Consider the following 23,987-nt stretch of genomic DNA (forward strand, 5'->3'; position numbering starts at 1 on the left):
AAGCATCAATGCGGCGCACCCACCAAAGCGCTCACGCCAGGAGTGCAAAAGCTCCCACCCCGGAAGAAAAACTCACACCGCTGCGGCGGGGGCCCGGGATAATCCCGGCAGCACCACTCTCAGAACCTGTTCATGACCCGCATTGCCGTGATCGAAGACGACCTGCCCACCAGCAACCAGCTGGCCGGCTGGATCCGCAGTGCGCGCAGCGGCATCGTGATCGACCAGTGGTTCACCCGCGACGAGGCCGAGGCGGCCCTGGCGCGCGAGCACTACGACGCCGTGGTGCTGGACATCGAGCTCGGCCGCGAGCGCCATGCGGGCGTGGCCCTCATCAATGCCATCAACAAGCTGCGCCAGGGCACGCCGGTGCTGGTGGTGTCGGCCATGCCGGCGGCCATCTACCGCAGCATCATGAAGGCGCTTGACGCCTGGGACTACCTGCAAAAGACGACCTTCGAGGAGGCCGATTTCATCGAGACCTTTCTCGACATCCTGCGCACCACGCAGGCGGCTACGCCAGCCGCTGTCGCGGCGGTCGCGCCCGGCGATGCGCTGGTGCTCGACCCGCTGTGGCAGCGCACCCCCACATGGCGCGGCGAGCGCATCAACCTGCCGCTCACGGCGCAGCGCATCCTGGCCACGCTGCACCAGCGCAGCGGCGAGGTGGTCTCGTACGACGAGCTGTTCGAGGTGGTCAAGAGCGGGCGCAACCGCGACAACGTGCGCAAGCATGTGAGCACCATCCGCGAGGCTTTGCGCGAGGTGGACCCGGCCTTCGAAGGGATCGAGAATGTGCCCATGCGCGGGTTTCGCTGGGTCGGCTCGCCGCTGGCGCAAGGCCGCCTCAAGACATGATCAAGCGCCTGCTGCGCCCCGGCCTGGAGATGCCCCGGCTCGAGATGCCTCGGCTGGGGCTGCCGGCCTTTCGCCTGCGCATCCTCGTGCGCAGCGTGTTCATCCTGCTGGCGGTGGCCACCGTGGCGCTCAGCGTGGTGCTGCTGCGCGAGGAGAAGGAGCGCGCCTGGCAGAGCTACCAGCACGGCTTCGAGCGCAGCCAGGCCGAGGTGATGGCGCGGCTGCGCCACCCCTCGGGGCAGCTCGCGCTGCTCAACGCAGGGAGCCTGGGCCAGGGTGCCACGCCGCTCGCGCCGCTGCTGCTGCCCTACTCGGCCATCGACTTCGACGACCAGAACAAGGCCCAGCAGGCGGTGGAGATGGCCGGCTGCTCGGTGCTGTACCCCGATGGCTCCTCGGTCTGCGCGGCCATCGGCAACAACCCGTATGCGGGGGGCTTCATCTACATCGTGGGCAGCTTCTATGCCGGTGAGCTGGCCGCGCGCGAACGCGGCGCGCTGGACCTGGCGGCCGTGCACCGGGCCCGCGTGACGCTGGACATGCGCGGAACCACCAGCCGCTGGGTGGCGCCCTTCGAGGCCATGGCGCCAGCCAGCGGCACGGCGGCCGGCACCAGCCCCGGGGCACGTGGCCGGCTCACGGGTTTTGTGGACAACGGCGGCGAGGCGCTCGATGCGCGCGCGCGCCCGGTGCGCGATTTTCGCGGCTGGTTGTGGCAGAACGGCCAGTGCCGCGACCTGGCCGGCGCTGCGCCCGACTGCCTGCGCCGCAGCTTCTATTCCATCCGCCTGCCGGTGGAGCTGTTCCGCGAGGCGCTGTTCCGCAAGGAGCGCCTGGTGTGGCCGCCCGAAGACCTGGGCAGCATGCGCGTGCGTGTGGAGATGCTTGCGCCCGGCGATGGCCCGGCACTGTTCGACAGCAACACCCCCGGCGCGCAGCCCGGCGCCTCGCTCACCGAGGTCACGCGCAGCCTGCTGCCCGGCGAAAAGGTGCAGGTGCGCAAGATGGGCGATGGCGAGGAGAACACCCTCACCCTCAAGGGCAGCGAGGTGCAGGCCGAGCCCTCGGCGCCCTGGCTGATCCGCCTGGTGAGCTGGCTGCCGCTCGATGCGCCCGATGCGCGCACCACGCCGGCGGGCCTGGACATCCTCGACACGCCCACGGGCAACTACGTGGTCAGCTTCACCGGCAACCTGCGCGGACTGGAGCAGGGCCTGGCCGCCGTGGCCACGCGGATGTCCTGGTACCTGGGTGCCATGCTGACCGCCATCGCGCTGGCCTGGCTGATCGTGGAGGTAGGGCTGCTGCGCCGCGTGACCGCCCTCACCCGCCGCGCGGCCGCCGTGTCGTACAACGTGCAGGACGGGCACATCGGCCCACGCCTGGGCGACCTCGATGTCTCGGACCTGCGCGGCTCGGACGAGCTGGGCATCCTCGCGGGCGGCCTGGCCGACCTGCTGCAGCGCGTGAAGGACGACATCCAGCGCGAGCAGCTGCGCGCACAGCAGGAGCGCGACATGTGGCACGCCGTGGGCCACGAGATCATGTCGCCCCTGCAGTCGCTGATGGTGCTGCATGGGGGCCCTGGCGACCCAGGCCACCGCTATGTGCAGCGCATGCAGCAGGCGGTGCACGTGCTCTATGGCACGGCATCGCCGGCCGAGGCGTTGCAGGCGGCCGACGTGCCGCAGGGCCGGCTCGACCTCGACGCCTTTTTGCGCCACGTGGCGGACAACGCGCACTTCGCAGGCATCGTAGACGTGGTGTACCAGGGGGGCGCGGGCACCGTCATCGTGCGCGCCGACGAATTCGCGCTGGAAGACGTGGTCACGCACATCCTGCGCAATGCTGACCGCTACCGCCCTGCAGGCACGGCCATCACGCTCACGCTCACGGCCTCGGAATCCACCGCCAGCGCCACGCTGCACAACGTGGGGGTCACGATTGCCGACGAGCTGTTGGGCCGCATCTTCGAACTCGGGGTGTCCGACCCCGACCTGCCCACACCCGTGGGCGAAGGCGAGCACCGAGGCCAGGGGCTGTTCGTGGCCAAGACCTACATGGCCAAGATGGGCGGCACCGTCAATGCGCGCAATACGGCCGACGGGGTGGCTTTCACGCTGACGTTCCAGCGGCTGGGTTAGGCAAGGGCGGCAGGAAGAAGGCGCCACGGCGCACGACCGGGGTCGGCGCTGTCCGACAGGGTCCGAGGGGATGCAGGGCTACGCTGCATCCATCCTTTAGCAACCGTGTTGCACCCTGTCATTTGCGCCCTGCGCAAGGAGCCCTCGCCATGAAACGTTTCGCCTTTTTCGCCCCCGTTGTCACCGCCGCCCTGCTGGCAGCATCTGGCGCCGCTTTGGCACAGTCGCCTTCCTCGGAGGCCACGGCCCGCTATGAGCAGGATCGCCAGAAGTGCATGACCAACAACACCCAGGACAGCATGGCGACCTGCATGCGCGAGGCCACCAACGCGCTGGATGCATCGCGCAAGGGCCAACTGAGCGACCCCGGCCCGATCGCAGCGGCCAACGGCACCGACCGCTGCAGTGCGTTCCAGAGCGCGCAGGAGCGTTCGGAATGCGTGCGCCGCGTCGAGAGCAGTGCCGTGAGCGGCTCGGTCTCTGGCGGCGGCGTGCTGCGCGAATCGACGACGACCACCATCATCGTCCCCGCAAAGTAAGCGAAAGTCGCCTGCGGCGGGCTCAGCCAAGTTGCAGGCGCATGGCGTCGATGACGCCCTTGTAGTCCGGCTTGCCGAAAATTGCACTGCCCGCCACGAAAGTGTCGGCACCCGCATCCGCCACCCGGCGGATGTTGTCCGTCTTGATGCCTCCATCCACTTCGAGGCGGATGTCCTTGCCCGAAGCATCGATGCGGCGGCGCGCGTCCTCGATCTTGCGCAGGGCCGAATCGATGAAGCTCTGGCCGCCGAAGCCGGGGTTCACGCTCATGATCAGGATGAGGTCGATGTCGTCGATCACCCAGTCCAGCACGTCTAGCGGTTCTGCCGGGTTGAACACCAGGCCGGGCTTGGCGCCCTTGGAGCGGATGGCCTGGATGCTGCGGTGCACATGGCCCGAGGCATCGGGGTGGAAGCTGATGTAGTCGGCTCCCGCATCGGCAAACGCGGCCGCCAGGGCGTCGACAGGCTCGATCATCAGGTGAACATCCACCGGAATGGCGGTTCCATCGGCCGTCTTGGCATGTGGCTTGAGCGCCTGGCACACCATGGGGCCGAATGTGAGGTTGGGCACGTAATGGTTGTCCATCACGTCGAAGTGGATCCAGTCCGCTCCGGCGGCAATGACATTGCGCACTTCTTCGCCCAGGCGGGCAAAATCGGCGGAGAGGATCGAGGGGGCTATGCGAAAAGGTCGGCTCATGCCCCAATTGTCGCAGTTACCATTCGCCCATGCCAAAGTACCAGTTTGACGTGCAAGTGCAGCCCGAGTACCTGCCGGAGCAGTCTGCCCCGGACACAGGGGTGTTCAGCTTCGCCTACACGATCACCATCACCAATGCCGGGGATGCGCCCGCCCAGTTGATCTCGCGCCACTGGATCATCAGCGATTCGCGCGGCCATACCGAAGAGGTCAAGGGCCTGGGCGTGGTGGGGCACCAGCCCCTGCTCAAGCCTGGTGAATCCTTCCAGTACACCAGCGGTTGCCGCCTGCGCACGGCCAGCGGCACCATGCACGGCACCTTCCATTGCGTGGGCGAGGAAGGCGAGCCCTTCGATGCCAAGGTGGACCTGTTCATGCTGGAGGCGATCAACCAGGGTCCCACGGGACAACCCCTGACCGGCCGGGTGCTGCATTGAGCCGCAGCGTCGATCTGGCCACCATCCTCGCGCGGCTGGACCCGGACGCCGATCTGGCCCACCGCCACCTGTGGCTGATCGGCCTGCTCGACTGGGTGCGCGGCAAGCGCGACTCGGTGCCCGGCGCCATCGGCCGCCTGCAGCTGTTCCTGGACGCGGCGGAAGCCCGCCCCGAGGTGCAGGCGAAACTCCAGGCATGGTGGGCAATGCTGGTCGACACGGTGGACATCACCACCCTGCTGGCCGACTTCGGCTTTGCGCCGCGCACGGCCCTGGCCAGCGAGGTGGCCGAGCGCCTGCGCAACAAGCTGCTGCCGGCAAGCCCCGAAACCATCGATGCCTCGGAGCTGTTCATGCTGGCCCTGCCCGGCGGGTTCGACGCCCAGTGGGTGGCCGCGCTGGAAGAGGCCCAGCTCACACGCCTGGTGCACCTGCTGGCACCCACGGACACGGGCGGCGCCTCGCGCTGGCAAAAGGCCCTGCTCGATGCCATCACCTACTGTACCGGGCAGATCCTCTCGACCGGCTTTGCACCCGAGCTGCGCCTGCGCATGAGCGAGACGGCGCGCGAATCCCAGCCCTTCCATGCCCTGATCCACGACGTGGAAAGCCTGCGCGTGGAGGTGCTGCACGGCCTGCGCACGCCCGAGCGCCTCGACGCTGCGGTGCAGCGCCTGCGCGAGCGGCTGGAGGCCTGCCGCGCCGCCGCCGCCACGGTGTACACGCATTTCGAGGAAAACGGCATCTCGGTCGGCCTGGTGTTTCGCCTGCGCCAGCTGCGCGAGCGCATCCTGCGCGTGCGCCAGTTGCTCGACTGCCTGCTGTCGCCCCAGCCGGCGCTGACGGCCGCCAAACTCATGGCCAATCTGGTGCTGGTGGGACAGGAGCGGCGCAGCCTGCGCGCGCTGTTTGCCTCCAACTCCTCGCTGCTGGCGGCCAAGGTGGCCGAGCGCAGCGCCGAGACGGGCGAGCATTACATCACCCGCACGGGCGCCGAGTACCGGTCCATGGTTAAGAAGGCGGCCGGCGGCGGGGCCCTGATGGCCTTCACCACGCTGGCCAAGTTCGGCCTGTATGCGCTGGCGCTGTCGGCCTTCTGGGGCGGCTTCTGGGCGGGCGTGAACTACGCCACCACCTTTGTGCTGATCCAGCTGCTGCACCTCACGGTGGCGACCAAGCAGCCGGCGATGACGGCACCGGCCATGGCCGCCAAGCTCAAGGAGCTTGGGGCCAGCGATGCCATCGAATCGTTCGTGGACGAGATCACCCACCTGGTGCGCTCGCAGGTGGCGGCTGTGCTGGGCAATGTGCTGGTGGTGTTCCCGGCCGTGCTGGCCCTCGCCTTGCTCATCACCCAGGCCACCGGCGCGCCGGCCATCACGGAAAAGCAGGCCGAGCATGTGTTCGAGTCGCTGCACCTGCTCGGGCCCTCGCTGTTCTTCGCGGCCTTCACCGGGGTGCTGCTGTTCCTGTCGAGCATCATCGCGGGGTGGACGGAGAACTGGTTCGTGCTGCACCGCCTGGACTCGGCCATGCACTACAACCCGCGCATCACCCGGTTTCTGGGACAGGCGCGCGCGGCCCGATGGGCGCGGTTCCTGCGCGAGAACCTGTCGGGCTTCGCGGCCAACATCTCGCTCGGCTTCATGCTCGGCCTGGTGCCGGCCATCGCCGGCTTCTTCGGCCTGGGGCTGGACGTGCGCCACGTGACGCTGTCCACCGGCCAGATCGGGGCGGCCTGCGCCGCGCTGGGCATGGCGGTGGTGCACCTGCAGGCCTTCTGGTGGGCCGTGGCGGCCATTCCGCTGATCGGTGCGCTCAACGTCACGGTGAGCTTCTACCTGGCCTTCAGTCTGGCGCTGCGCGCGCAGAGCGTGAGCGGCGTGGAGCGCTCTCACATCTACGCGGCCATTCGCAAGCGCCTGCGCTCGGCCCCTTTGAGCTTCTTCATGCCGGGGCGCGGGCGCACACCAGCCGCCTGACGCACACTGCAAGGTTGCAAACAGCTCCTTACAAAGCTCGAAACTGTCCTACAAGAAGCGCAGGCGGCGGCAGTTAAATTAGGCGCACCCTGGAAAGCCACAGCCCTTCTGAAAAACCGAAGCGATTTCTGAGGTCTCTGCAGGGTACGTTAAGGTAACGGCGCGCCAGCAGCTGTCTGCTGGGGCCACGGCTGTGTACAACGCCGTGCCAATCAGATGTGATCTGGCGGGTACCGCACGGCACACGCCACCCCACCGGTGGCACTGCGCCGCCGAAGAATCAACCTGCGGGCGACTCGTGTGCCCGCGCCATGCAGAGGTCACCTACATGAATGAAATCCTGAGCTTCTGGGCGCAGTGGCTGCGCCCCTCGGCCGGGCTCCCCACGGTGCAATGGTCCCTGCTGCTGGCAGTGGCCGCCATGGCCGGCTACCTGTGCCAGCGCCACACGGGCCTGCCCAAGGTGGTGGGCTATTCGCTGGTAGGCACGGCCGCAGGCCTGGCCGGCTTCAGCGGTGCCCTGTGGCCGCTACAAGGGATCGGTCTGTTCCTGTTGGAACTGGGCATCGCCCTGGTGCTGTTCGAATGCGGCGGGCGCATCCCGCTGCGCTGGTTCCGCCACAACCCCATGGTGCTGGTGCAGAGCATTGCCGAATCCACGCTGACCTATTTCGCTGTGTATTGGGTATTGGTCTGGCTCAACCAGCCCACGCAGGTGGCCGGCCCCCTGGCCCTGGTGGCGCTGGCCGCCTCGCCTGCGGTGCTGACGCGCGTGGTGGCCGACACCCGCGCCGCCGGCCCGGTGACCGAGCGCGCCATTGTGCTGGCCACCCTGTCCACACTGTACGCGCTGACCTTGGGCAGTGCCCGGGCCGAGCAGATCAACCGCCAGAGCCTGACCCTCATCGACACCATGTACCCCGTGGTCGTGGTGCTCGGCGTCTCGGTGGTGGTGGCCGCCGCGCTGGCGCTGGTGATGCGCATGGCCCTGCGCATCATGAGCCCGGCCAGCGAAAACACCTCCATGCTGCTGCTGGCGCTGATTGCTGCGGGCACCGCAGTGGCCGCGCACATGGGTGGCTCGGCCCCGCTGGCCGCGCTGCTGGGCGGCATCTTGCTCAAGCAGCTCAACCCGCGTCCCTGGGCCTGGCCGCGCCAGTTGGGCAATGCGTCGTCGCTGTTGACCATGCTGATGTTCGTGCTGGTCTCCACCGTGGCCGCGCAAGCCGACTGGAGCGGCCCCGTGGCCGGCGTGGTGCTGGCCCTGATCGCCGTGCGCCTGGTGGCCAAGGTGCTGGGCGTGGCCCTGGGCAATGTGGGCAGCGGTGCCAGCTGGCGCCAAGCCCTGTGGGTGGGCGGCGCGATGACGCCCATGTCCTCCATCGCGCTGCTGATCGCCTCGCAGTTCGTCGTGGCCTCGCCGTCCACCGGCCACCTGATCGCCCGCGTGGCCCTGCCCGCCATCCTGCTGATGGAGGTGCTGGGCGCGGTGATCGCCACGGTGGCCATCTACCGTGCGGGCGAGAGTTCGAAACCCTGGGCGCCGCTGTCGAACGCCACCACCAGCAGCAACGGAGACAACGCGTGAGCCTTGAAGCCTTCAACCATTCCGAACCCCTGACGCTGGGCGTCGAGCTGGAACTGCAGCTCGTCAACACCAACGACTACGACCTCGCGCCCTATGCCGAGGACATGCTGCGCCTCATGCACAGGACACCGCTGCCCGGCAGCGTGGTGCCCGAGATGACGAACAGCATGATCGAGATCTCCACTGACATCTGCCACTCGGCCAGCGAGGTGCTGGGCCAGCTCACGCCGATCCGCGATGCACTGGTCAAGAGCGCCGACAAGCTCAACATTGCCGTGGTGGGCGGGGGCACGCACCCCTTCCAGCAGTGGCACGAGCGGCGCATCTACGACAAGCCGCGCTTTCGCGAGCTGTCGGAGCTGTACGGCTATTTGTCCAAGCAGTTCACCATCTTCGGCCAGCACGTGCACATCGGCTGCCCCGATGCCAATTCCGCGCTGCTCATGCTGCACCGCATGTCGCGCTACATCCCGCACTTCATCGCGCTGTCGGCGTCGAGCCCCTATGTGCAGGGCCAGGACACGGCCTTCGACTCGGCACGGCTCAATTCGGTATTCGCCTTCCCGCTGTCGGGCCGCGCACCGTTCGCGCTGACCTGGGAGGACTTCACGGCCTACTTCGACAAGATGACGCGCACCGGCGTGGTCAAGAGCATGAAGGACTTCTACTGGGACATCCGCCCCAAGCCCGAGTTCGGCACCATCGAGATCCGAGTCTTCGACACGCCGCTGACCATCGAGCGTGCCGCCGCGCTGGCGGGCTATGTGCAGTCGCTCGGTGCCTGGTTCCTCGCGGACCAGCCCTTCATGCCCGAGGAGGACGACTACCTGGTCTACACCTACAACCGCTTCCAGGCCTGCCGCTTCGGCATGGACGCGGTGTACGTGGACCCGGCCACCGGCGACCACATGCCGCTGCGCGAGCACATCATGATGACGATGGACAAGATCGCCAGCCATGCCGCCATGCAGGGCGCTGCCAACGCCATGCACATGCTGCGCACCGAGACCGAGGCCGGCCAGAACGATGCCCGCTGGCTGCGCGAGCGCCAGCGCGAAGAGCAGTTGCTGGCCGAGGTCAGCCGGCAGGCGGCACAGCGCTTTCGCGGCGCGCGGATCTGAACGGCGCCCTCAGTCGCCGCAAGGCCTGTACGGCCATGCGCCACAGCGCACCTGGGGCATTTTGCAGCGCTTCGCCGCGCAGGCGGTGGGATTCGCGGAGGGCGGCGGCCTTGAGGCGATGCAGGTCGTCGGGGTAGAGCTCATCTATCTGCGGCATGGAACACATCCTTCACGTTCGAAACAGGGTGTGGCCACTGTAGGCACAGGCCTGCGCGGGCGAAACGCCGTATGGCGCAAGGGCGTTTTGCGCAGCCTGCAAGGGCCACCACGGTTGTGCGCGCCAGTCCCGCTACCATGCGTCCATGCGCGATATCCGCTTTGAAGACATGCACCTCTTTGTCCGCGTGGCGGACCTGGGCTCACTCTCGGCCGTGGCGCGCGAGCGCGATGTGCCGGTGAGCCAGGTCTCGCGCACCCTGGCGCGCATCGAGAAGGCCTGCAATGCGCGGCTGATCCACCGCTCGACGCATGGCCTCACGCCCACGGCCGAAGGGCTCACCTTCCTCGAGTACTGCCGACGCCTGACCAGCACCATGGACGAGCTCGAAGGCGAGTTCGCCAGCCAGAGCGGCCAGGCCAGCGGCTCAGTGCGCGTGGCCGCCAGCTCGGTGTTGGCCGAGCACCTGCTGATCCCCAGCTTCGACAGCCTGCAGCAGGCACACCCACTGCTGCGCGTGGAGCTGGTGGTGGACGACCGCATGGCCGACATGGCGCGCGACGGCATCGACATCGCCATCCGCACCGGGCCGCCCACCAGCGATACCGTGGTGGCGCGCCCGCTGGGCACCCTGGTGCGCAGGCTGTATGCCACGCCGGCCTACCTGCAGGCCCATGGCGAGCCGCAGCACCCGGATGAGCTGCACCGCCACCGGCTCATCACCAACAGCGCGATGGCCCAGCTCAACCGCTGGCCCTTCATGGTCGATGGCGAGCCCCACGTGGTGGTGGCCGACGGGCATTGGCGCTCCGGCAGCACCGGCATCACGGCGCGCCTGGCGCTGCAGGGCCTGGGCATTGCCCGGCTGGCCACCCTCGTGGCCGATCCGTTGGTGCAGCAGGGCGTGCTGGCACCGGTGCTGCGCGAATGGGTGGACGAGCAGTCCTCGCCCATCCACGCCATCACGCTCACGCGCAGGCACCGCCTGCCCAAGATCAAGGCCTGCATCGACCACTGGGCGCTGTGGTTCGCAGGCCCGCCGGCATAGCGCGGCGGGCCTGCGCGCTCCTGCTTACACAGGGAAGGCGCTGGCGTCCAATGGCTGCACCACACCCACCAGCTCGGCCAAGCCCTCGGTGGCAATCGGCAGCTTGGTCACTGCAGCCAGGAAGGCGCCCTGCGTGGCATAGGCCTTGCCGGGGCCGATCATCGACGAGAACTCCTGCACCTGCTGGGCCGTGGGGGCCACGCCCGTAACACGCTCGAAGAGGAAGTTCACCAGACCATCGTTGCCGATGCCGGGGGCGAGCATATCGATGAAGGACTGGGCCAGTGCGTCCAGGCCCGTCATGCTGTCGGCCTTGTGCACCCACTGGCTCAGGGCGGCGGTGTCCGGCTTCTGGCCGAAGATGGTGTAGGCCAGGGCCAGCATCTGGCCGGTCTTGCCGCCCTCGCTGGTCGCCGAGGGCAGCGCCACGTCGAAGGCAAACAGGCTGCCCTGCAGCTCCACGCGTTCCACGCCGCTCAGGGTGACAGGGCCCGTGGGGGTGTTGATCACCACCTTGCCGCTGCTGTCCTGGCTGATGCCCAAGCGCAATACGTCGGCCAGCGTGGCCGAGACCACGACCGTGTCCACGCCACTGCCACCCGTCACCGTGTCGGCGCCGCCACCCGTGACCACACGGGTCAGGGGCAGGTCGGGCACGACGATGGTGTCGTTGCCGCTGGAGCCCTGCAGCGTGGCAGGCAGGCCAGGGCCTGCGGGCGGGATGACGGGGATGGTCGGCGTGGTCGGCGTGCCGCCGCCACCACCACCGCCACCGGACGCAGGCGTGCTGCTGAGGTTCAGGCCGATCAGGATCGGGTTGTGGTCGCTGGAGCGGTAGGGGTCGGCGTTGAAGTAGCTGGCGTCTTGCGCGTCGTTCTTGTTCTCCATGTTGTAGTCCAGCAAGGTGGGCTCTTCGGCGTTGATGCCCCACTTGAAGGTGCCGGCAACCTGGCTGGTCAGGCTGGAACTGGCCAGCGCATGGTCGAGCGAACCCCACAGGCCGTCGAACGAATACGAGTTGCCCGTGGACACCTTGCTGTAGCCGCTGGCGGCCAGCTTGGAGATGGGGGTTTCCTTGCTGTAGGCGTTGAAATCACCCACTAGCAGGACATCGGTATCGCTGCTGCCCGTGGGGTGCGTGGCGAGCCACTGCGCAAGCTGATCGGCCGCCTTGTCGCGCGCGATGGTGCTGGCGCCCTGGCCATCGCCGGCATCCACGCCCTGGGCGGCCGTGCCGCTGCCCTTGCTCTTGAAGTGGTTCACCACCACGGTGAAGTCTTCGCCATCGGCCTTCGACTTGAAGGTCTGCGCCACGGGGACGCGGCTGCCGTAGGTGGACGAGAACGCGTCGTACACCGTGGGGTCGGGCGTGGCGGCGGCTCCGACCAGCTCTACCTTGGCCGGCTTGTAGATGATGGCCACCATGATCGCATCGCTGCCGGTCTTGGTCTGTTCCACGAAGGCATAGGTGTTCGGGCCGGCCTTGGCGTTGAGCGCATTCACCAGCGACTGGATCGCGCTGCCGGAGCCGAAGCCGTTGTTCTGCACCTCCATGAGGCCGACCACGTCGGCATCCAGGCCCAGCAGGTTCTCGACGATCTTGTCCTGCTGTCGCTGGAATTCGGTGGCATTGGTGGCCCCGCGTGCCGCGATGCTGTTGCCTTCGGGCGTGACGAAGTTGGCCGTGCCCAGCGTGGTGAAGTAGTTCAGCACGTTGGCGGAAGCCACCTTGATCTCGGCGTTGCGCACGCTGTCCGGGATGGAATTGACGGTGGGGCGAGCGGCATCGCCGGTGAACTGCACCGTCTGCGTGGGCTGCACGCGGTAGCTGGTTTCGTGGGTACCTGCGGCGGCGTCCACGAGCTGGTCCACGATGCCGGTCACGCTCGTCACGCCATCGCCGGCGCGCAGCGTATTGCTGGCCGACAGCGGCTGGCCGTCACGGCCGATGTGGCTGGCGGGGTTCGACGTGCTGCTCAGGTCGTCCAGGATGATCTGGTCTTTCTTCAGATCCGCCAGGTAGTTGGCATTGCCCGCGGTGCTGGGCGCGTTGTTCTCGGTGTACGTCGTCTGGATGGCGTCCGAGGTCAGCGTCACCTGGCCATACTGGGCCAGGTTGAAGTTGTCGGTGACCACCAGCTTGCCGCCGTTCGTTGCGGACTGCACGGTCACCAGCATGCCTTCGTAGGCTTCCCAGCTCACGGCGCTGGCCACGGGCAAGGTCACCACCGTGGCGGCGGGCAGGCCTGCGTTGTCCTGCACCTGCGTGAAACCCGACAGGCCCGTCAGCTGGGTCTGGCCCTTGAAGTCGGCCACCGTGCCCTTGATGCGGATCTTGTCGCCCACGCTGTTGGCGTCCAGGCCCACGATAGGCGTGCTGCCGTAGTACACGAAGATGCCTTCGGAGGTGCTGGCATCGGCATCGTAGTCGGCCGCTTCCTCCTGCACGTAGAAGCCCTGCAGGTTGGGGGCGTAGCCCGTCACGATGCCTTCGATGGTGACGGCGCTGCCCATCAGCAGCGCGGTGTCGTTGCTGCCCTGGATCTCGTGGATCTTGGTGATAGGGGCCTCGTCCGAGCGGATCACGCCCTGCGCGGCTGCGCCGATGACGGTGATGCCGCCGGGCACGCCCGACAGCGTGACGGTGAAGCCTTCGTCCTGCTCGATGCTGATGTCGCCCTGCACGTTGACGGTGATGAGCTTGCTGGTCTCGCCCGCTGCGAAGCTCACCGAACCCGATGGCAGCGCGTTGCCGACGAAGTCGTCCGCCGTGGCCGGCGAAGCGCCAGAGCCGGTGACCGCCCAGTTCATGGATGCCGTACCCGACGTATCACCGGCACGCGCCACGGTGAAGGTGTAGGCGGTAGTGCCCGCGTTGCCTTCCATCTTGTCGGCGCTGGTGGCCGCGATGGAGACAACGGGGCCGCTGTAGCTGTCGATCTTGAAGTCGTCAACGCGCCAGCTCGACGACGAACTGGACGCTGTGCCGGAAGACTGGTACTGGAAAGCGAAATAGACGTTCGTACCGGTGATGGCTGACAGGTCGATAGGGCCCGATTGGGTCCAGGCCTGGCTGCCCTGCGGCGAAGGCGTGAAGGCAAGATCACTCCAGGTGGCAAGCGCAGGGTCACCCGTACCGGCGTAATTGGTGGAGTACTTCAGCGTGACCGGCTGGGCAAAGCCGCTGTCGGTGAAGTTGGTCCAGGTGCGGAAGCTCAGGAACTCGGCACTGGTGTCGTTCAGGTTGAATGCCTTGGAGATCAGCCAGTCATTGGCCGGGGCACTGTCCCCGAAACCATTGACCTCGGCCGCCTTGTCCGCGCCGGCGGTGGTGTTGAGGTACCAGTTGTTGGCCGCATCGGCGTCCTTGCTGTACTTCGTGAACTCGGCGAAGCCATTGGCATCGTCGAATGCCTGGGTGTACGTGGGCACTGCGCCCTTGGCGCCTTCGGTCAGGCCCGGCGAGCCGATGTTGGCCGGCGTGCCCGTCTGGGCAAAGGCGCCATCCTGGCCCGCCACTGCAGGCTTGTACTGCGGATTGGTCGTGGAGACGCCATCCCACACTGCAGAGGTGCCAGCAGCGCCGCCCACGGCCACACCGGTGTGGCCGCCGGCAGAGTTGCCGCCGCCTGTCTTCACCAAGGGCTGGACCACCGTGCCGTCGCTGGCCGTGACGGAGGTACCGGTAGCCTTGTAGTTGATGGCTGCAGCCACGCTGCCGGTCGCATCGAACACCACGACAGCATCATCACCGCCCAGGCCGGAACCGCCCACGGCGAGAACCTTGGTCGTGGTGGGCAGGTTGTTCCACGCTGCGCGGAATGCAGCTTCGTCCGTGGTGTTGACGATGATCAGCTTCTCGCCGGCAGCCAGCATCGTGCCGGCGGTCAGTGCCGTGGCGCTGGAGAAGGCGCCGGCTTCGTCGGTCCACTTCCAGCCCGACAGGTCGATGGCCGTGGTGCCGTAGTTGTGCAACTCGAAGAAGTCGCCGCCACCCGCGCCCGAGCTGGTGCTGGAGTTCACCTCGGTGATCAGCACCTTGGGCTTGGGAGTTGCGCCTGGCGAGCCGATGTTGGCGGGCGTTCCCGTCTGGGCGAAGGCGCCATCCTGGCCGGCCACTGAAGGCTTGTACTGCGGATTGCTCGTGGAGACGCCATCCCACACCGCAGAGGTGCCAGCAGCGCCGCCCACGGCCACACCGGTGTGGCCGCCGGCGGAGTTGCCGCCGCCGGTCTTCACCAGGGGCTGGATCACCGTGTTGTCGCTGGCGGTGATGGACGTGCCTGTGGCCTTGTAGTTGATGGTTGCAGCCACCTTGCCAGCCGAATCGAAGACCACGACGGCGTCGTCGCCGCCCAGGCCAGCACCGCCCACGGCGAGGACCTTGGTCGTGGTGGGCAGGTTGTTCCATGCTGCGCGGAATGCAGCTTCGTCCGTGGTGTTGACGATGATCAGCTTCTCGCCGGCAGCCAGCGTCGTGCCGGCGGTCAGTGCCGTGGCGCTGGAGAAGGCGCCGGCTTCGTCGGTCCACTTCCAGCCCGACAGGTCGATGGCCGTGGTGCCGTAGTTGTACAGCTCGAAGAAGTCGCCGCCACCCGCGCCCGAGCTGGTGCTGGAGTTCACTTCGGTGATAAGCACCTTGGCAGGGGGCGCGGAGGATGTGGTGAAATTGAAGGCCGTTGCGCCCGTCAGCCCGGCCCAGTTGTTGCCGTAGTGGTCCTTCAGCGTGCCTGCTACGGCTTCAACGTAGTAATCGGTATTCACGGCCAGATCGGCTGTGGGGTTGATGGTGACGGTGTTGAATGCCACTGTGACCTGGGTGGTGTCGGCAGCGGAAATCGTGGCAACGACGCTGTTGTCGCTGACCTTCTTGATCACGAAGTCACCTGTGCCGCGCGCCACGCCTTCATCGAAACGCAGCACGAGGTTGGCCGCCTTGTCCACATTGATCGCATTGTCAGCCGGGGTGCTGTTGACCAGGCTGGGGCCAGCGGAGTCAGTGACGTTGCCACCGATCTGCACCCAGTTGCCCACGAACTTTTGCTGGGCTGCAGGCAGGTCCTTGGACGCAGTGGAACCGCCCCAGGTGCTGTCGCCGTTGTCCTGCAGCAACTGCACCAGGGTGCCCTGGGCCGTGCTCTGCACGTCGACGATGGTCTCGAAACTACCGCCCGTGCCGTCACGCAGGGCGTCGAGGTTCACGTCCAGCTCAGCGGGCGTGGTGCTCACGCCATCCCAGCGGAACAGGCGGAAATCATGGGTGACCTCGGTGCTGGCCGAGCCCGAGGGGCCGGCCAGGATCAGGTAGCTGCCGTCGCCAGCCTTCTCGATGGAGCGGATGCCACGGCCGCCCAGGTTGAGTTCGAACACGGCACTGACGTTGGGCGCGCTGCCACCCGTGGCGTCGACGAGCCCGGCCACGTCCAGTGCCAGCACCACGGCCTTGTCGCGCGTGTTGGCATCGGTCTGCGGCGCACGGAAGGCCACCAGCAGCTTGCTGCCGTCCTGCGAGGCGGTCATGCCTTCGATGGAGAAGCCGTTGACGTTTTCGGGAATCACCCCGACCGACGAGGCGGCGAAGCCAAAGTAGTTCGCGCCCTTGCCGTGGACGTTGCCCTGGTCCCAGGCCACAAGCTGGTCTTCCAGGCCGCTGTGCTTGCCCAGGTAGGTGAATTGCGTGTCGGCGCCCGTGCCATCGATCTTCACGGTCAGGATGTATTCGCGGTTGTTCTGCTCCGCGCCGCTCTTGTTGTTGCTGTGCGAGCCGGTGAAATAGAAGGTGTCGCCGATGCGGGTGCCGGCCTCCAGGTCCAGCTCGCCGCCATTGCCCAGTGCGGCGCCGTAGTTCCACTCCTTGACGGCAGCGCCGCCTGCACGGTCGTAGACACGCAGCACGCTGGCTTCATCGTCGCCCACCACCATCCAGTTGGCGTCGAGCGCCAGCGCGGCCGATGCGTCGGAGCTGCCGAGGGTGGTGCCCGCGTTGGGCGTGAAGGTCTGCGCGCTGCCTGCCGCGCCCATGTCGGCGAAATTGACCTTCAGGCTGTTCTGGGTGGCGTTCGCGACACCGGCAGCGGAGCCGCCGGTGAAGGCGCCATCGGCGAACGTGACCGTGAGGTTGCTGACGTCGTTGGCATTGGCATGGCTGGTGGCCGTGCCGGTAAAGCCCAGCTCGGCCGTGGTGGCGCTGGTGCGGGTGAGCACCGCCGTGAGGCCGGCAGGCACGTTGGTCACGGTGGCGGCAGACAGCAGGCTGGCGCCGTCGGTGCCGGTGAAGGTCTCGCCCGTCAGGGTGATGGTGATCTTGGTACCTGGGGCCATGTGGCCGTCGAAGGCCTGGGATTCGTTGATAGAGCCGCTGTAGGCCAGGCTCGGGCCGACAGGGCCGGCCGCGGTGGAACTCACCACGATGTCGTCGATGCCGGTCCACTCGTCGCTGCTGGCCGCATTGATGGTGATGATGCGCAACTGGATCTGTGCAGCACCGTTGGCGTCGGCCGGCAAGGTGGCCGACACGGCGGTTTCCTTGGTCGCCGCGCCGCCCTCTGACGCATCGGCCACGTAAGCGGCAGGCACATTGGTGAAGTTGCCACTGTTGCCCAACCGGTATTGCAGGGCCACGGGCTGGATGGCGTTGTCTACCGCGCCATCGACGTCGCGCAGCTTGTAGTTGACAACGATGTCCTTGCGCCCCGTGGCATCGAGGTGGATCACGAGGCCAGGGGCATCGGCCGTACCCGAGCCCTGCAATGCCACAACGGGGTTGGTGAGATGGAATTCCGCCACCCCGCCCGACGTGTTGGTGCTGGGATTGGTCTGGTTGGCGATCACATCCACGGCACCGCTGTTGGCGCCCAGCACCGTCTGCGGATCACCACCGGCATAGGGGGTGGTGGAGGCCGCATCGATGTCACCCAGGTAGCCGACGACGGAGGGCACGCCATCCCAGTTGTCATTGGCGGTGATCAGCCCGATATCGGTCCAATCCTGGGTGAAGTTGCTGGTCGACAGGGCGTGGTAGACGGTGGTCATGCTCGTTTCCTCCGCGTGCGGGCGGGTGGGTGGTCTGGAATGAAGGGATGGCGCAGGGAAAGCCGGGGTTCACCGCGCGGCTGCGAGAAGCCTGCGGCCCCCGGGAACCCGTTAAAGGGTCTCCCTGCCAGGAAGCGGTAACTCTAGGCACCGTGTGTTGCAGAGATATGTCACGCTGTCGGTGCCAATGGATACGAGGCACGCCACAATCGACCCATGGGTGAATTCGATCTGATCGCACGCTATTTCACGCGGCCCGTGCACCGCGCCGTCCTGGGCGTAGGGGACGACTGCGCGCTGCTGGCACATGCGCCGGGCATGCAGCTGGCCGTCTCCAGCGACATGCTGGTGGAGGGCCGCCACTTCTTTGCCGACGTAGCGCCCGAGCGGTTGGGCCACAAGGCGCTGGCGGTGAACCTGTCGGACCTGGCCGCCTGCGGAGCCCGTCCCCTGGCCTTCACGCTGGCGCTGGCGCTACCGCGCGTGGACGAGGCCTGGCTGGCCGGCTTTTCACGCGGGCTGCTGGCCCTGGCCGATGCGCATGGCTGCGAACTGGTCGGTGGTGACACCACCCAGGGTCCGCTCAATATCTGCATCACGGTGTTCGGCGAAGTGCCCACCGGACAGGCGCTGCTGCGCAGCGGCGCGCGCGCGGGCGACGACCTCTATGTGAGCGGCACCCTGGGCGATGCGCGGCTGGCGCTGGAGGCGCTGCTGGGGCACACGGCCCTGCCCCCCGAGGTGCTCGCCGCCGCCCGCCTGCGGCTGGAGCAGCCCACGCCGCGCGTGGCCCTGGGGCAGTGGCTGCGCGGCGTGGCCAGCAGTGCCATGGACGTGAGCGACGGGCTGCTGGGCGATCTGTCCCACATCCTCAAAGCATCCGGGGTGGGTGCACGCATCGACACATCCATCACCGCCACCCTGATGGCCCAGGCCGGCGCCGCCATGAGCCCCGAGCAATTGCACCAGTGCACCCTGGCCGGTGGCGACGACTACGAGCTGGCCTTCACGGCGCCGCCCTCGCAGCGCGCGGCCGTGGCTGCGGCCGCACAGGCCAGCCGGACGCCAGTGACATGCATCGGTACGGTCGAGGCAGCGCCGGGCCTGCGGCTGGTGGACGCCCTGGGCCAGCCGGTGGAACACCGCTACGCCTCGTTCGACCACTTCGGCTGATCAGGGCCTCCGAGATTTATTTCGAAAGCATGAATCCCTTGGCTGCAATGCCCGCTCTTGTCAGGGAAGGCGTCCAAACCCGGCGCCTTCTCTTTCAACACCCAAGGAGCTTTGCCATGCTGTACCGCAAGAACATCACCCGTCCCGAAAGCCTGCTGCGCGTCGTCGCCGGGGTGGCCCTCCTGGTTGCCAGCCTTGTGTGGCTGGGCGCCACGCCGTGGGGCCTGGTGCTGGCCGCATCGGGCGCCACGGGCATCGTGACCGGTCTCTTCGGCTATTGCCCGGCCTGTGCCATGGTGGGCAGAAAGCCGGTCGAGTGATGACCGCGGCATCGCCCACGGTGGCGCAGTTGCTGCCCGCTGCGCGGGCCGGCGACACCCAGGCCATGGAGCGCCTGCTGGCACTGGCGCGGCCCGACATCCGCCGCTATGCGCTGCGCCACTGCGCGGCCACCACCGCCACCGACGACGTGGTGCAGGAGGCGCTGATCATCGTCTACCGCCGCGTGGGCGCGCTGCGCGAGGTGGCAGCCTTTGGCGGCTGGGTGGTGCGCATCGTGCAGCGGCTGTGCATGCGTCCGGCGCTGGCCTGGCTCAGGGGTGAACCGCTGGCGCAGGTGGAGGATGCGCTGGCCTGGTCGCACCGACCCGACCACGAGCTGCGCCACGACCTGGCCCTGGCCATCGATTCGCTGCCGCCCCTGTACCGCGAGGCCTTGCTGATGCGCGACTTCGAGGAGCTCACCATCGAGGAGATGGCCCAGCGCCTCTCCACCACGCGCGAAGCGGCCAAGAGCCGGTTGCACCGGGCGCGCAGCCTTGTGCGGGAGTACCTGGTGCCCTCGCCGCCCGGCTAATCCCGCAGTAGCTGCGGTTCACTCCGGCTGCAGCCCGGTCTTGCGGACCACGGCGCCCCAGTGGCCCACCTCGTCGCGCATGAAGGAGCGCAACTCGTCTCGGGTGGACCCCTTGAGCTCGATGCCCAGCGTGGTGAGCCGCTCGCGCGTGGCAGGGTGCTCCAGCGCCGCGATGGCCTCCTTGCGCAGACGCTCTATCACCTCGATGGGCGTGGTGGCCGGCGCCACCAGGGCCCACCACTGGTTGAACTGCATGCCGGCCAGGCCCGCCTCGCGGGCCGTGGGCACCTGGGGCATGGATGACAGGCGCGTGGGCCCGGTGGTCATCAGCACCGAGATCTTGCCCGCCGACAGCAGCGATGCGCCGCTGGCCAGCGTGGCGAAGTGGCCTGCCACCTGCTCGGCCGCCACGTCGGTGAGCGCCGGAGCCGAGCCTCGGTAGGGAATGGCGTTGACCTTGAGGCCACTGGCCCCGGCGAGCAGCTCGGATGAGAGGTGGCTGATGGAGCCATTGCCGCTGTGGGCCAGGGTGACGGGCGTGGCGCTGGCGCGCCCGTCCTTCAGAAAGCCCTTGATGTCGCCCGCCTTGTACCTGCTGCCGTTGACGAAAAGCAGCAGCGGCGAGGTGCCGACCATCGAGATGGGCGTGAAGTCCTTGAGCAGGTCGTAAGGCAGTTTGGCCGTGACGGCCGGCGCAATGGCGTGGGGCAGTTCCACGATGGCGATGGTGTAGCCGTCGGGTGCGGCCTTGGCGGCCGCCTCGGTGCCGATGCGCCCGGACGCGCCCGAGCGGTTGTCCACAATGACGCTCTGCCCCAGCGACTCGCCCATGCGCTGCGCGATGGCGCGGGCAATGGCATCGGTGCTGCCGCCCGGCGCCCACGGCACGATGAGGCGCACGGGTTTGTCGGGGTAGGCGGCGAAAGCGCTGGTGCCCCAAAGGCAGGCACAGGCCAGTACGAAGCTACGGCGGAACAGGAAAGTCATGGCGGGGTCCTTGGTCAGGCGAAGAGATACGAAAAAAGCGATCAGGCGTCTCGGTCGCCCTTGGCGGTCAGCAGCAGCAGCACATGGTCCTCTGGCGCAATGCGGCCCTGCTGGCGCAGCAGTGCCGCCGCGCCTACGCAAGCGCCCGCACACAGCTCCACCCAGAGGCCCTGGGCACCGAGTGCGGCCACGCCCCGCGCTGCATCCGCATCGCCCACCACGACGGCACCGCCGCCCGAGCGCTCCACTGCGATCTGCTGCTGCAGGGTGACGGTGCTGCCTGCAATCGAGAACTGCGCGGTGCTGCCGCTGAAATCGGCCTGGGCCGGGGCACCGGCCAGCACCTGGCTCAGCCGGGCAAAGGGCTCCACCGCCCACAGGCGCGGCAAGCGGGCGATGAGGCCGGCGGCCAGCAGGTCGCGCAGACCGCTGTACAGGCCCCAGAGCAGGTCACCGCGCGCCGTGGGCACGATCACATGGTTGGGCACGCAGCCCTCGGCCACGCATTCGAGCGCCACCGCCCGGTAGCCTTCCACGCCAAAGGCCGGGCTGCCCACGGCCGGCACGCTGAAGTTGGTGAGCGCGAAGGCCCCTTCCTCCTGCACCTGCTGGCGCACATGGGTCCAGCGGTCCAGCCCCTGGTCGAACGCAACCCGGCGGGCACCCAGGCGGTCCAGCGCTCGGGCAAAGGACTCCGGCATGTCCCGGTAGGTGGCGATTTCGCACGGCAGACCCGCCGCCGCACAGTAAGCGGCAGCGGACACGGCCGCATTGCCGCTCGATGCCAGCACCACCTTGGAGGCACCCACCGCCAGCGCGCGGGTCACGGCCTGCGCCGACATGCGGTCCTTGTGCGAACCCGTGGGGTTCATGCCCTCGTGCTTGGCCGTCAGTTCGCGGATGCCCAGCGACCGGGCCAGCCGGGGCAGCGCCAGGCAAGGCGTGTTCCCCTCGCCCAGCGATACCCCATGGGTATAGGGCAGCCACTCGCCCCAACTATAACCCGAACTGCTTGCTACCAGCGTGCGGGGCCGGTCGCTGTAGGCCGCCTCCAGGCTGGCGGGTGTGCCTTGTGCCGCACACACAGGGCAGCCGGCGGGCATGTCCTGCACCGGGTAGCGGGCCCCGCAGTGGATGCAGCGCAGGTCCTGGAGCCACGCGTTGGCGCGCAAGGCGGGCGCCTGGGTCGAAGAGGGGTGGTGCAACTGCACACCGAACGGGACATCGGGATTCATGCCTGCATCGTAGCCAGGCGCTCGGCATCGCGGTACCATGCCGCAGCCGTTTCCATTAAGCCAAACTTATATGAAAAGCCTGCCAGCGCACGATGCCAAAGGGGTCAGCACGCGCCAGATCGAGGTGTTTCGCATGGTCATGCAACTGGGCTCGGCCAACCGTGCGGCGGCGGCACTGCACGTGAGCCAGCCTGCCGTGACACAGCTGCTGCAGCAGCTGGAGCTGCGCTCGCAACTCACGCTGTTCGACCGGCCCAAGGGGCGCCTGGTGCCCACGCCCGAGGCCCATGCGCTGATGCAAGAGGTCGAGCGCGTGTACGAAGGACTGGAGGCGGTGCAGCGCAAGATCGTGGCGCTGCAGTCGCTGGAAGACCAGGTGCTGCGCATTGGCAGCCTGCATGCCCTGGCCGCGAGCATAATGCCCGGGGTGCTGGCCGGATTCCAGCGCCACTACCCGCGCACCCGCTGCCTGCTGATGGTCGACAGCTCCAAGGCGCTGCGCGAGGCGCTGTTCCAGGGCGCGGTGGACCTGGCCTTCCTCGGTGACGAGGCGGACACCAGCGGCCTGGTGTCCTCGACGTTCTACGAACTGCCTGCCGTGTGCGCCGTGCCCGCCGCCCACCCGTTGGCGCGCAAGGCAACCCTGGAGCTGGCGGACCTGCGCGATGCGCCGCTGATCGGCCTGTCGGCCACCGACCCGGCCCAGCAGCGGCTGGAAAGGCTGTTTGCCGCCGCAGGGATCGCCCCGCGCTTCGTGATCGAGACCCCCTACAGCGCGACGCAGTGCGCGCTGGTGCTGGCGGGTGCAGGGCTGGCCGTGACCAACCCGCTGGTGGCCGCCGAGCATGCGCCCCTGGGCCTGCGCAGCGTGCCCCTGGCCGCCGACGGCCTCTTCTTCCGGGCCTTGCTGGCCTTCAAGCCGCGCCAGGCCCAGTCGCGTGCAGTGCAGGAGTTCGTGGCCCTGTGCCGGCGGCGCCTCATGCACTGACCCGGCCACCGGGCCCCGCAGCGCCAGCGCCCATCACTTGGAGATGATGGTCAGCAGCTCTTCACGCGTGGTCGGGTCGGCCATGTACTTGCTGTACAGCGGCGCCATGCGCCGCACGAAGGGGGAGACGTCCTTGACCCGCACGAACTGCGCCCCCTGTTTGGCCGTGCTCTCCAGCGCCTGGGCCACGCGCTTGTTCCACAGCTCGCGCATCAGCAGGGCCGACTGGGCGCCCGCGTCCGAGAAGGCCTTGCGGTCCTCGGGCGAGAGCCTGGCCCACAGTGTGCTGGACACCACCAGTGCCTCGGGAGAGATCACATGGTTGGTCATGTACACGCTCTTGGCCACCTTGAAATGCCCGGTGGACTCGTAGGAGGGCATGTTGTTCTCCGCGCAATCGATGGCGCCCTGCTGGAAGCCGCCCAGCACTTCCTTGAAAGGCAGGGCCACGGGTTTGGCATCGAGCAGCCGGATCATCTCCATGAACACCTCGGACTGCTGCACGCGGATCGACGCCCCCGCCAGATCGCGGATGCTGGCCAGTGCGCGGTTGGCACAGTAGAAGGAGCGCCCGCCCCCGTCGTACCAGCCCAGCACCACGAAGCCAGCGGACTGCAGGTTGGCGGCAAAGCGCTGCCCCAGTGCGCCATCGAGGTGGCGGAACATGTGGGCCGAATCGGTGAACAGGAACGGCAGGTTCAGCACCTTGATGCCGGGTACTGCGTCGGACAACGGCGCGGGGCTGAACTCGGCAATGTCGAGCTCGCCTCTCTTGAGCATCTGCACCGCCTTGGGCTGGTCTCCCAGCGTGGCGTTCGAGAACACATCGATCTGGTAGCGGCCCTGCGTGGCCCGCGCCACCTGGGCGGCAAAGCCCTTCATGGCCTCGGTCACCGGGTAGCCATCGGGGTGGATGTTCCATGCGCGCAGCCGCATGGGTGCCTGCGCGTGGCTGGCCTCGGCGCACAGCAGGGCCATGCACAGGGCGCCCAGCCATGCCATGCGGGATCGGGTCCATCGGTTCACAGGTCTCCTCCTTTGTTGTAGTGCAGGGCCGCTCGAACCCAAGGTCTCAATGCCAGCCTTTTTGCGTCAATTCATATGACGTCATATAACCAATTCGCTTTCAATGGTACCCA

Annotated in this window: 17 protein-coding genes; 12 read left to right on the plus strand and 5 right to left on the minus strand. The window is 67.8% G+C overall.

The genetic code is table 11. From position 1 onward, the window contains the following. The first annotated feature begins 132 nt into the window (after positions 1-132). The 3 genes from ACSQ3Y_RS31740 (at position 133) to ACSQ3Y_RS31750 (ending at position 3,541) form a co-directional block, all read left to right on the plus strand. Positions 133-858 (plus strand): response regulator transcription factor, encoded by a 726-nt coding sequence (locus tag ACSQ3Y_RS31740; protein WP_436180014.1) that lies wholly within the window; start codon positions 133-135, stop codon positions 856-858. Then, positions 855-3,002, plus strand: coding sequence for a sensor histidine kinase (locus ACSQ3Y_RS31745; protein ID WP_428003236.1), 2,148 nt, complete (start codon positions 855-857; stop codon positions 3,000-3,002). Before ACSQ3Y_RS31740 ends, ACSQ3Y_RS31745 begins: the two co-directional genes overlap by 4 nt. A gap of 149 nt (positions 3,003-3,151) precedes the next feature. Continuing rightward, positions 3,152-3,541, plus strand: coding sequence for a hypothetical protein (locus ACSQ3Y_RS31750; protein WP_057203922.1), 390 nt, complete (start codon positions 3,152-3,154; stop codon positions 3,539-3,541). A 22-nt stretch (positions 3,542-3,563) separates the two neighbouring features. Here the strand turns inward: ACSQ3Y_RS31750 and rpe are convergent, their stop codons facing one another. After that, a complete protein-coding gene (gene rpe, locus ACSQ3Y_RS31755; RefSeq protein WP_436180015.1) occupies positions 3,564-4,244 on the minus strand; it encodes a ribulose-phosphate 3-epimerase in 681 nt (226 codons plus the stop codon). 29 nt (positions 4,245-4,273) lie between these two features. Between rpe and apaG the strand changes: the two genes are divergently transcribed. The 5 genes from apaG to ACSQ3Y_RS31780 all read left to right on the plus strand — a co-directional run bounded on the left by apaG (position 4,274) and on the right by ACSQ3Y_RS31780 (position 10,577). Further along, a complete protein-coding gene (gene apaG / locus ACSQ3Y_RS31760; protein ID WP_057203920.1) occupies positions 4,274-4,681 on the plus strand; it encodes a Co2+/Mg2+ efflux protein ApaG in 408 nt (135 codons plus the stop codon). Next, positions 4,678-6,663, plus strand: a complete 1,986-nt coding sequence (locus ACSQ3Y_RS31765) for a site-specific recombinase (protein ID WP_057268526.1) — start codon at positions 4,678-4,680, stop codon at positions 6,661-6,663. The genes apaG and ACSQ3Y_RS31765 overlap by 4 nt, the downstream gene beginning before the upstream one ends. Positions 6,664-6,991: 328 nt before the next feature. Next, a complete protein-coding gene (locus ACSQ3Y_RS31770; protein ID WP_057268525.1) occupies positions 6,992-8,251 on the plus strand; it encodes a cation:proton antiporter in 1,260 nt (419 codons plus the stop codon). After that, positions 8,248-9,372 (plus strand): YbdK family carboxylate-amine ligase, encoded by a 1,125-nt coding sequence (locus ACSQ3Y_RS31775; protein WP_436180016.1) that lies wholly within the window; start codon positions 8,248-8,250, stop codon positions 9,370-9,372. The genes ACSQ3Y_RS31770 and ACSQ3Y_RS31775 overlap by 4 nt, the downstream gene beginning before the upstream one ends. A 326-nt stretch (positions 9,373-9,698) precedes the next feature. Continuing rightward, on the plus strand, positions 9,699-10,577 hold the full coding sequence (locus tag ACSQ3Y_RS31780; protein WP_436180017.1) for a LysR family transcriptional regulator: 879 nt from the start codon (positions 9,699-9,701) through the stop codon (positions 10,575-10,577). A 24-nt stretch (positions 10,578-10,601) separates the two neighbouring features. On the opposite strand, the gene ACSQ3Y_RS31785 is transcribed toward ACSQ3Y_RS31780, so the two are convergent. Further along, positions 10,602-17,609, minus strand: a complete 7,008-nt coding sequence (locus tag ACSQ3Y_RS31785) for an ExeM/NucH family extracellular endonuclease (protein ID WP_436180018.1) — start codon at positions 17,607-17,609, stop codon at positions 10,602-10,604. Between the two features lie 216 nt (positions 17,610-17,825). Here ACSQ3Y_RS31785 and thiL point away from each other — a divergent pair, with 216 nt between their 5' ends. The 3 genes from thiL (at position 17,826) to ACSQ3Y_RS31800 (ending at position 19,638) form a co-directional block, all read left to right on the plus strand. Beyond that, entirely contained in the window at positions 17,826-18,782 is a 957-nt protein-coding gene (gene thiL, locus ACSQ3Y_RS31790) for a thiamine-phosphate kinase (RefSeq protein WP_436180019.1), read from the plus strand. 116 nt (positions 18,783-18,898) lie between these two features. After that, positions 18,899-19,102, plus strand: a complete 204-nt coding sequence (locus tag ACSQ3Y_RS31795) for a YgaP family membrane protein (protein ID WP_436180020.1) — start codon at positions 18,899-18,901, stop codon at positions 19,100-19,102. Beyond that, positions 19,102-19,638, plus strand: coding sequence for an RNA polymerase sigma factor (locus tag ACSQ3Y_RS31800; RefSeq protein WP_436180021.1), 537 nt, complete (start codon positions 19,102-19,104; stop codon positions 19,636-19,638). The genes ACSQ3Y_RS31795 and ACSQ3Y_RS31800 overlap by 1 nt, the downstream gene beginning before the upstream one ends. A gap of 18 nt (positions 19,639-19,656) precedes the next feature. Here the strand turns inward: ACSQ3Y_RS31800 and ACSQ3Y_RS31805 are convergent, their stop codons facing one another. Both ACSQ3Y_RS31805 and ACSQ3Y_RS31810 read right to left on the minus strand, forming a co-directional pair. Then, entirely contained in the window at positions 19,657-20,625 is a 969-nt protein-coding gene (locus tag ACSQ3Y_RS31805; RefSeq protein WP_436180022.1) for a Bug family tripartite tricarboxylate transporter substrate binding protein, read from the minus strand. 41 nt (positions 20,626-20,666) lie between these two features. Next, positions 20,667-21,860, minus strand: coding sequence for a pyridoxal-phosphate dependent enzyme (locus ACSQ3Y_RS31810; RefSeq protein ID WP_436180023.1), 1,194 nt, complete (start codon positions 21,858-21,860; stop codon positions 20,667-20,669). 70 nt (positions 21,861-21,930) lie between these two features. Between ACSQ3Y_RS31810 and ACSQ3Y_RS31815 the strand changes: the two genes are divergently transcribed. After that, positions 21,931-22,848, plus strand: coding sequence for a LysR substrate-binding domain-containing protein (locus ACSQ3Y_RS31815; RefSeq protein WP_436180024.1), 918 nt, complete (start codon positions 21,931-21,933; stop codon positions 22,846-22,848). Positions 22,849-22,881: 33 nt separating this feature from the next. On the opposite strand, the gene ACSQ3Y_RS31820 is transcribed toward ACSQ3Y_RS31815, so the two are convergent. After that, positions 22,882-23,826 carry a TRAP transporter substrate-binding protein gene (locus ACSQ3Y_RS31820; RefSeq protein ID WP_436180200.1) on the minus strand — a complete coding sequence of 315 codons (945 nt, stop codon included), beginning with the start codon at positions 23,824-23,826 and terminating at the stop codon, positions 22,882-22,884. Positions 23,827-23,987 lie beyond the last annotated feature (161 nt).

The sequence above is a fragment of the Acidovorax sp. LjRoot66 genome (assembly GCF_964253305.1).
In the GTDB taxonomy this organism is placed as follows: Bacteria; Pseudomonadota; Gammaproteobacteria; order Burkholderiales; family Burkholderiaceae_C; genus Acidovorax.

Coding starts and splice junctions, on each gene's coding strand:
- ACSQ3Y_RS31740 (WP_436180014.1), top strand. CDS start 133: ATGACCCGCATTGCCGTGATCGAAGACGACCTGCCCACCAGCAACCAG.
- ACSQ3Y_RS31745 (WP_428003236.1), top strand. CDS start 855: ATGATCAAGCGCCTGCTGCGCCCCGGCCTGGAGATGCCCCGGCTCGAG.
- ACSQ3Y_RS31750 (WP_057203922.1), top strand. CDS start 3,152: ATGAAACGTTTCGCCTTTTTCGCCCCCGTTGTCACCGCCGCCCTGCTG.
- rpe (WP_436180015.1), bottom strand. CDS start 4,244: ATGAGCCGACCTTTTCGCATAGCCCCCTCGATCCTCTCCGCCGATTTT.
- apaG (WP_057203920.1), top strand. CDS start 4,274: ATGCCAAAGTACCAGTTTGACGTGCAAGTGCAGCCCGAGTACCTGCCG.
- ACSQ3Y_RS31770 (WP_057268525.1), top strand. CDS start 6,992: ATGAATGAAATCCTGAGCTTCTGGGCGCAGTGGCTGCGCCCCTCGGCC.
- ACSQ3Y_RS31780 (WP_436180017.1), top strand. CDS start 9,699: ATGCACCTCTTTGTCCGCGTGGCGGACCTGGGCTCACTCTCGGCCGTG.
- ACSQ3Y_RS31785 (WP_436180018.1), bottom strand. CDS start 17,609: ATGACCACCGTCTACCACGCCCTGTCGACCAGCAACTTCACCCAGGAT.
- thiL (WP_436180019.1), top strand. CDS start 17,826: ATGGGTGAATTCGATCTGATCGCACGCTATTTCACGCGGCCCGTGCAC.
- ACSQ3Y_RS31795 (WP_436180020.1), top strand. CDS start 18,899: ATGCTGTACCGCAAGAACATCACCCGTCCCGAAAGCCTGCTGCGCGTC.
- ACSQ3Y_RS31800 (WP_436180021.1), top strand. CDS start 19,102: ATGACCGCGGCATCGCCCACGGTGGCGCAGTTGCTGCCCGCTGCGCGG.
- ACSQ3Y_RS31805 (WP_436180022.1), bottom strand. CDS start 20,625: ATGACTTTCCTGTTCCGCCGTAGCTTCGTACTGGCCTGTGCCTGCCTT.
- ACSQ3Y_RS31810 (WP_436180023.1), bottom strand. CDS start 21,860: ATGAATCCCGATGTCCCGTTCGGTGTGCAGTTGCACCACCCCTCTTCG.
- ACSQ3Y_RS31815 (WP_436180024.1), top strand. CDS start 21,931: ATGAAAAGCCTGCCAGCGCACGATGCCAAAGGGGTCAGCACGCGCCAG.
- ACSQ3Y_RS31820 (WP_436180200.1), bottom strand. CDS start 23,826: ATGGCCCTGCTGTGCGCCGAGGCCAGCCACGCGCAGGCACCCATGCGG.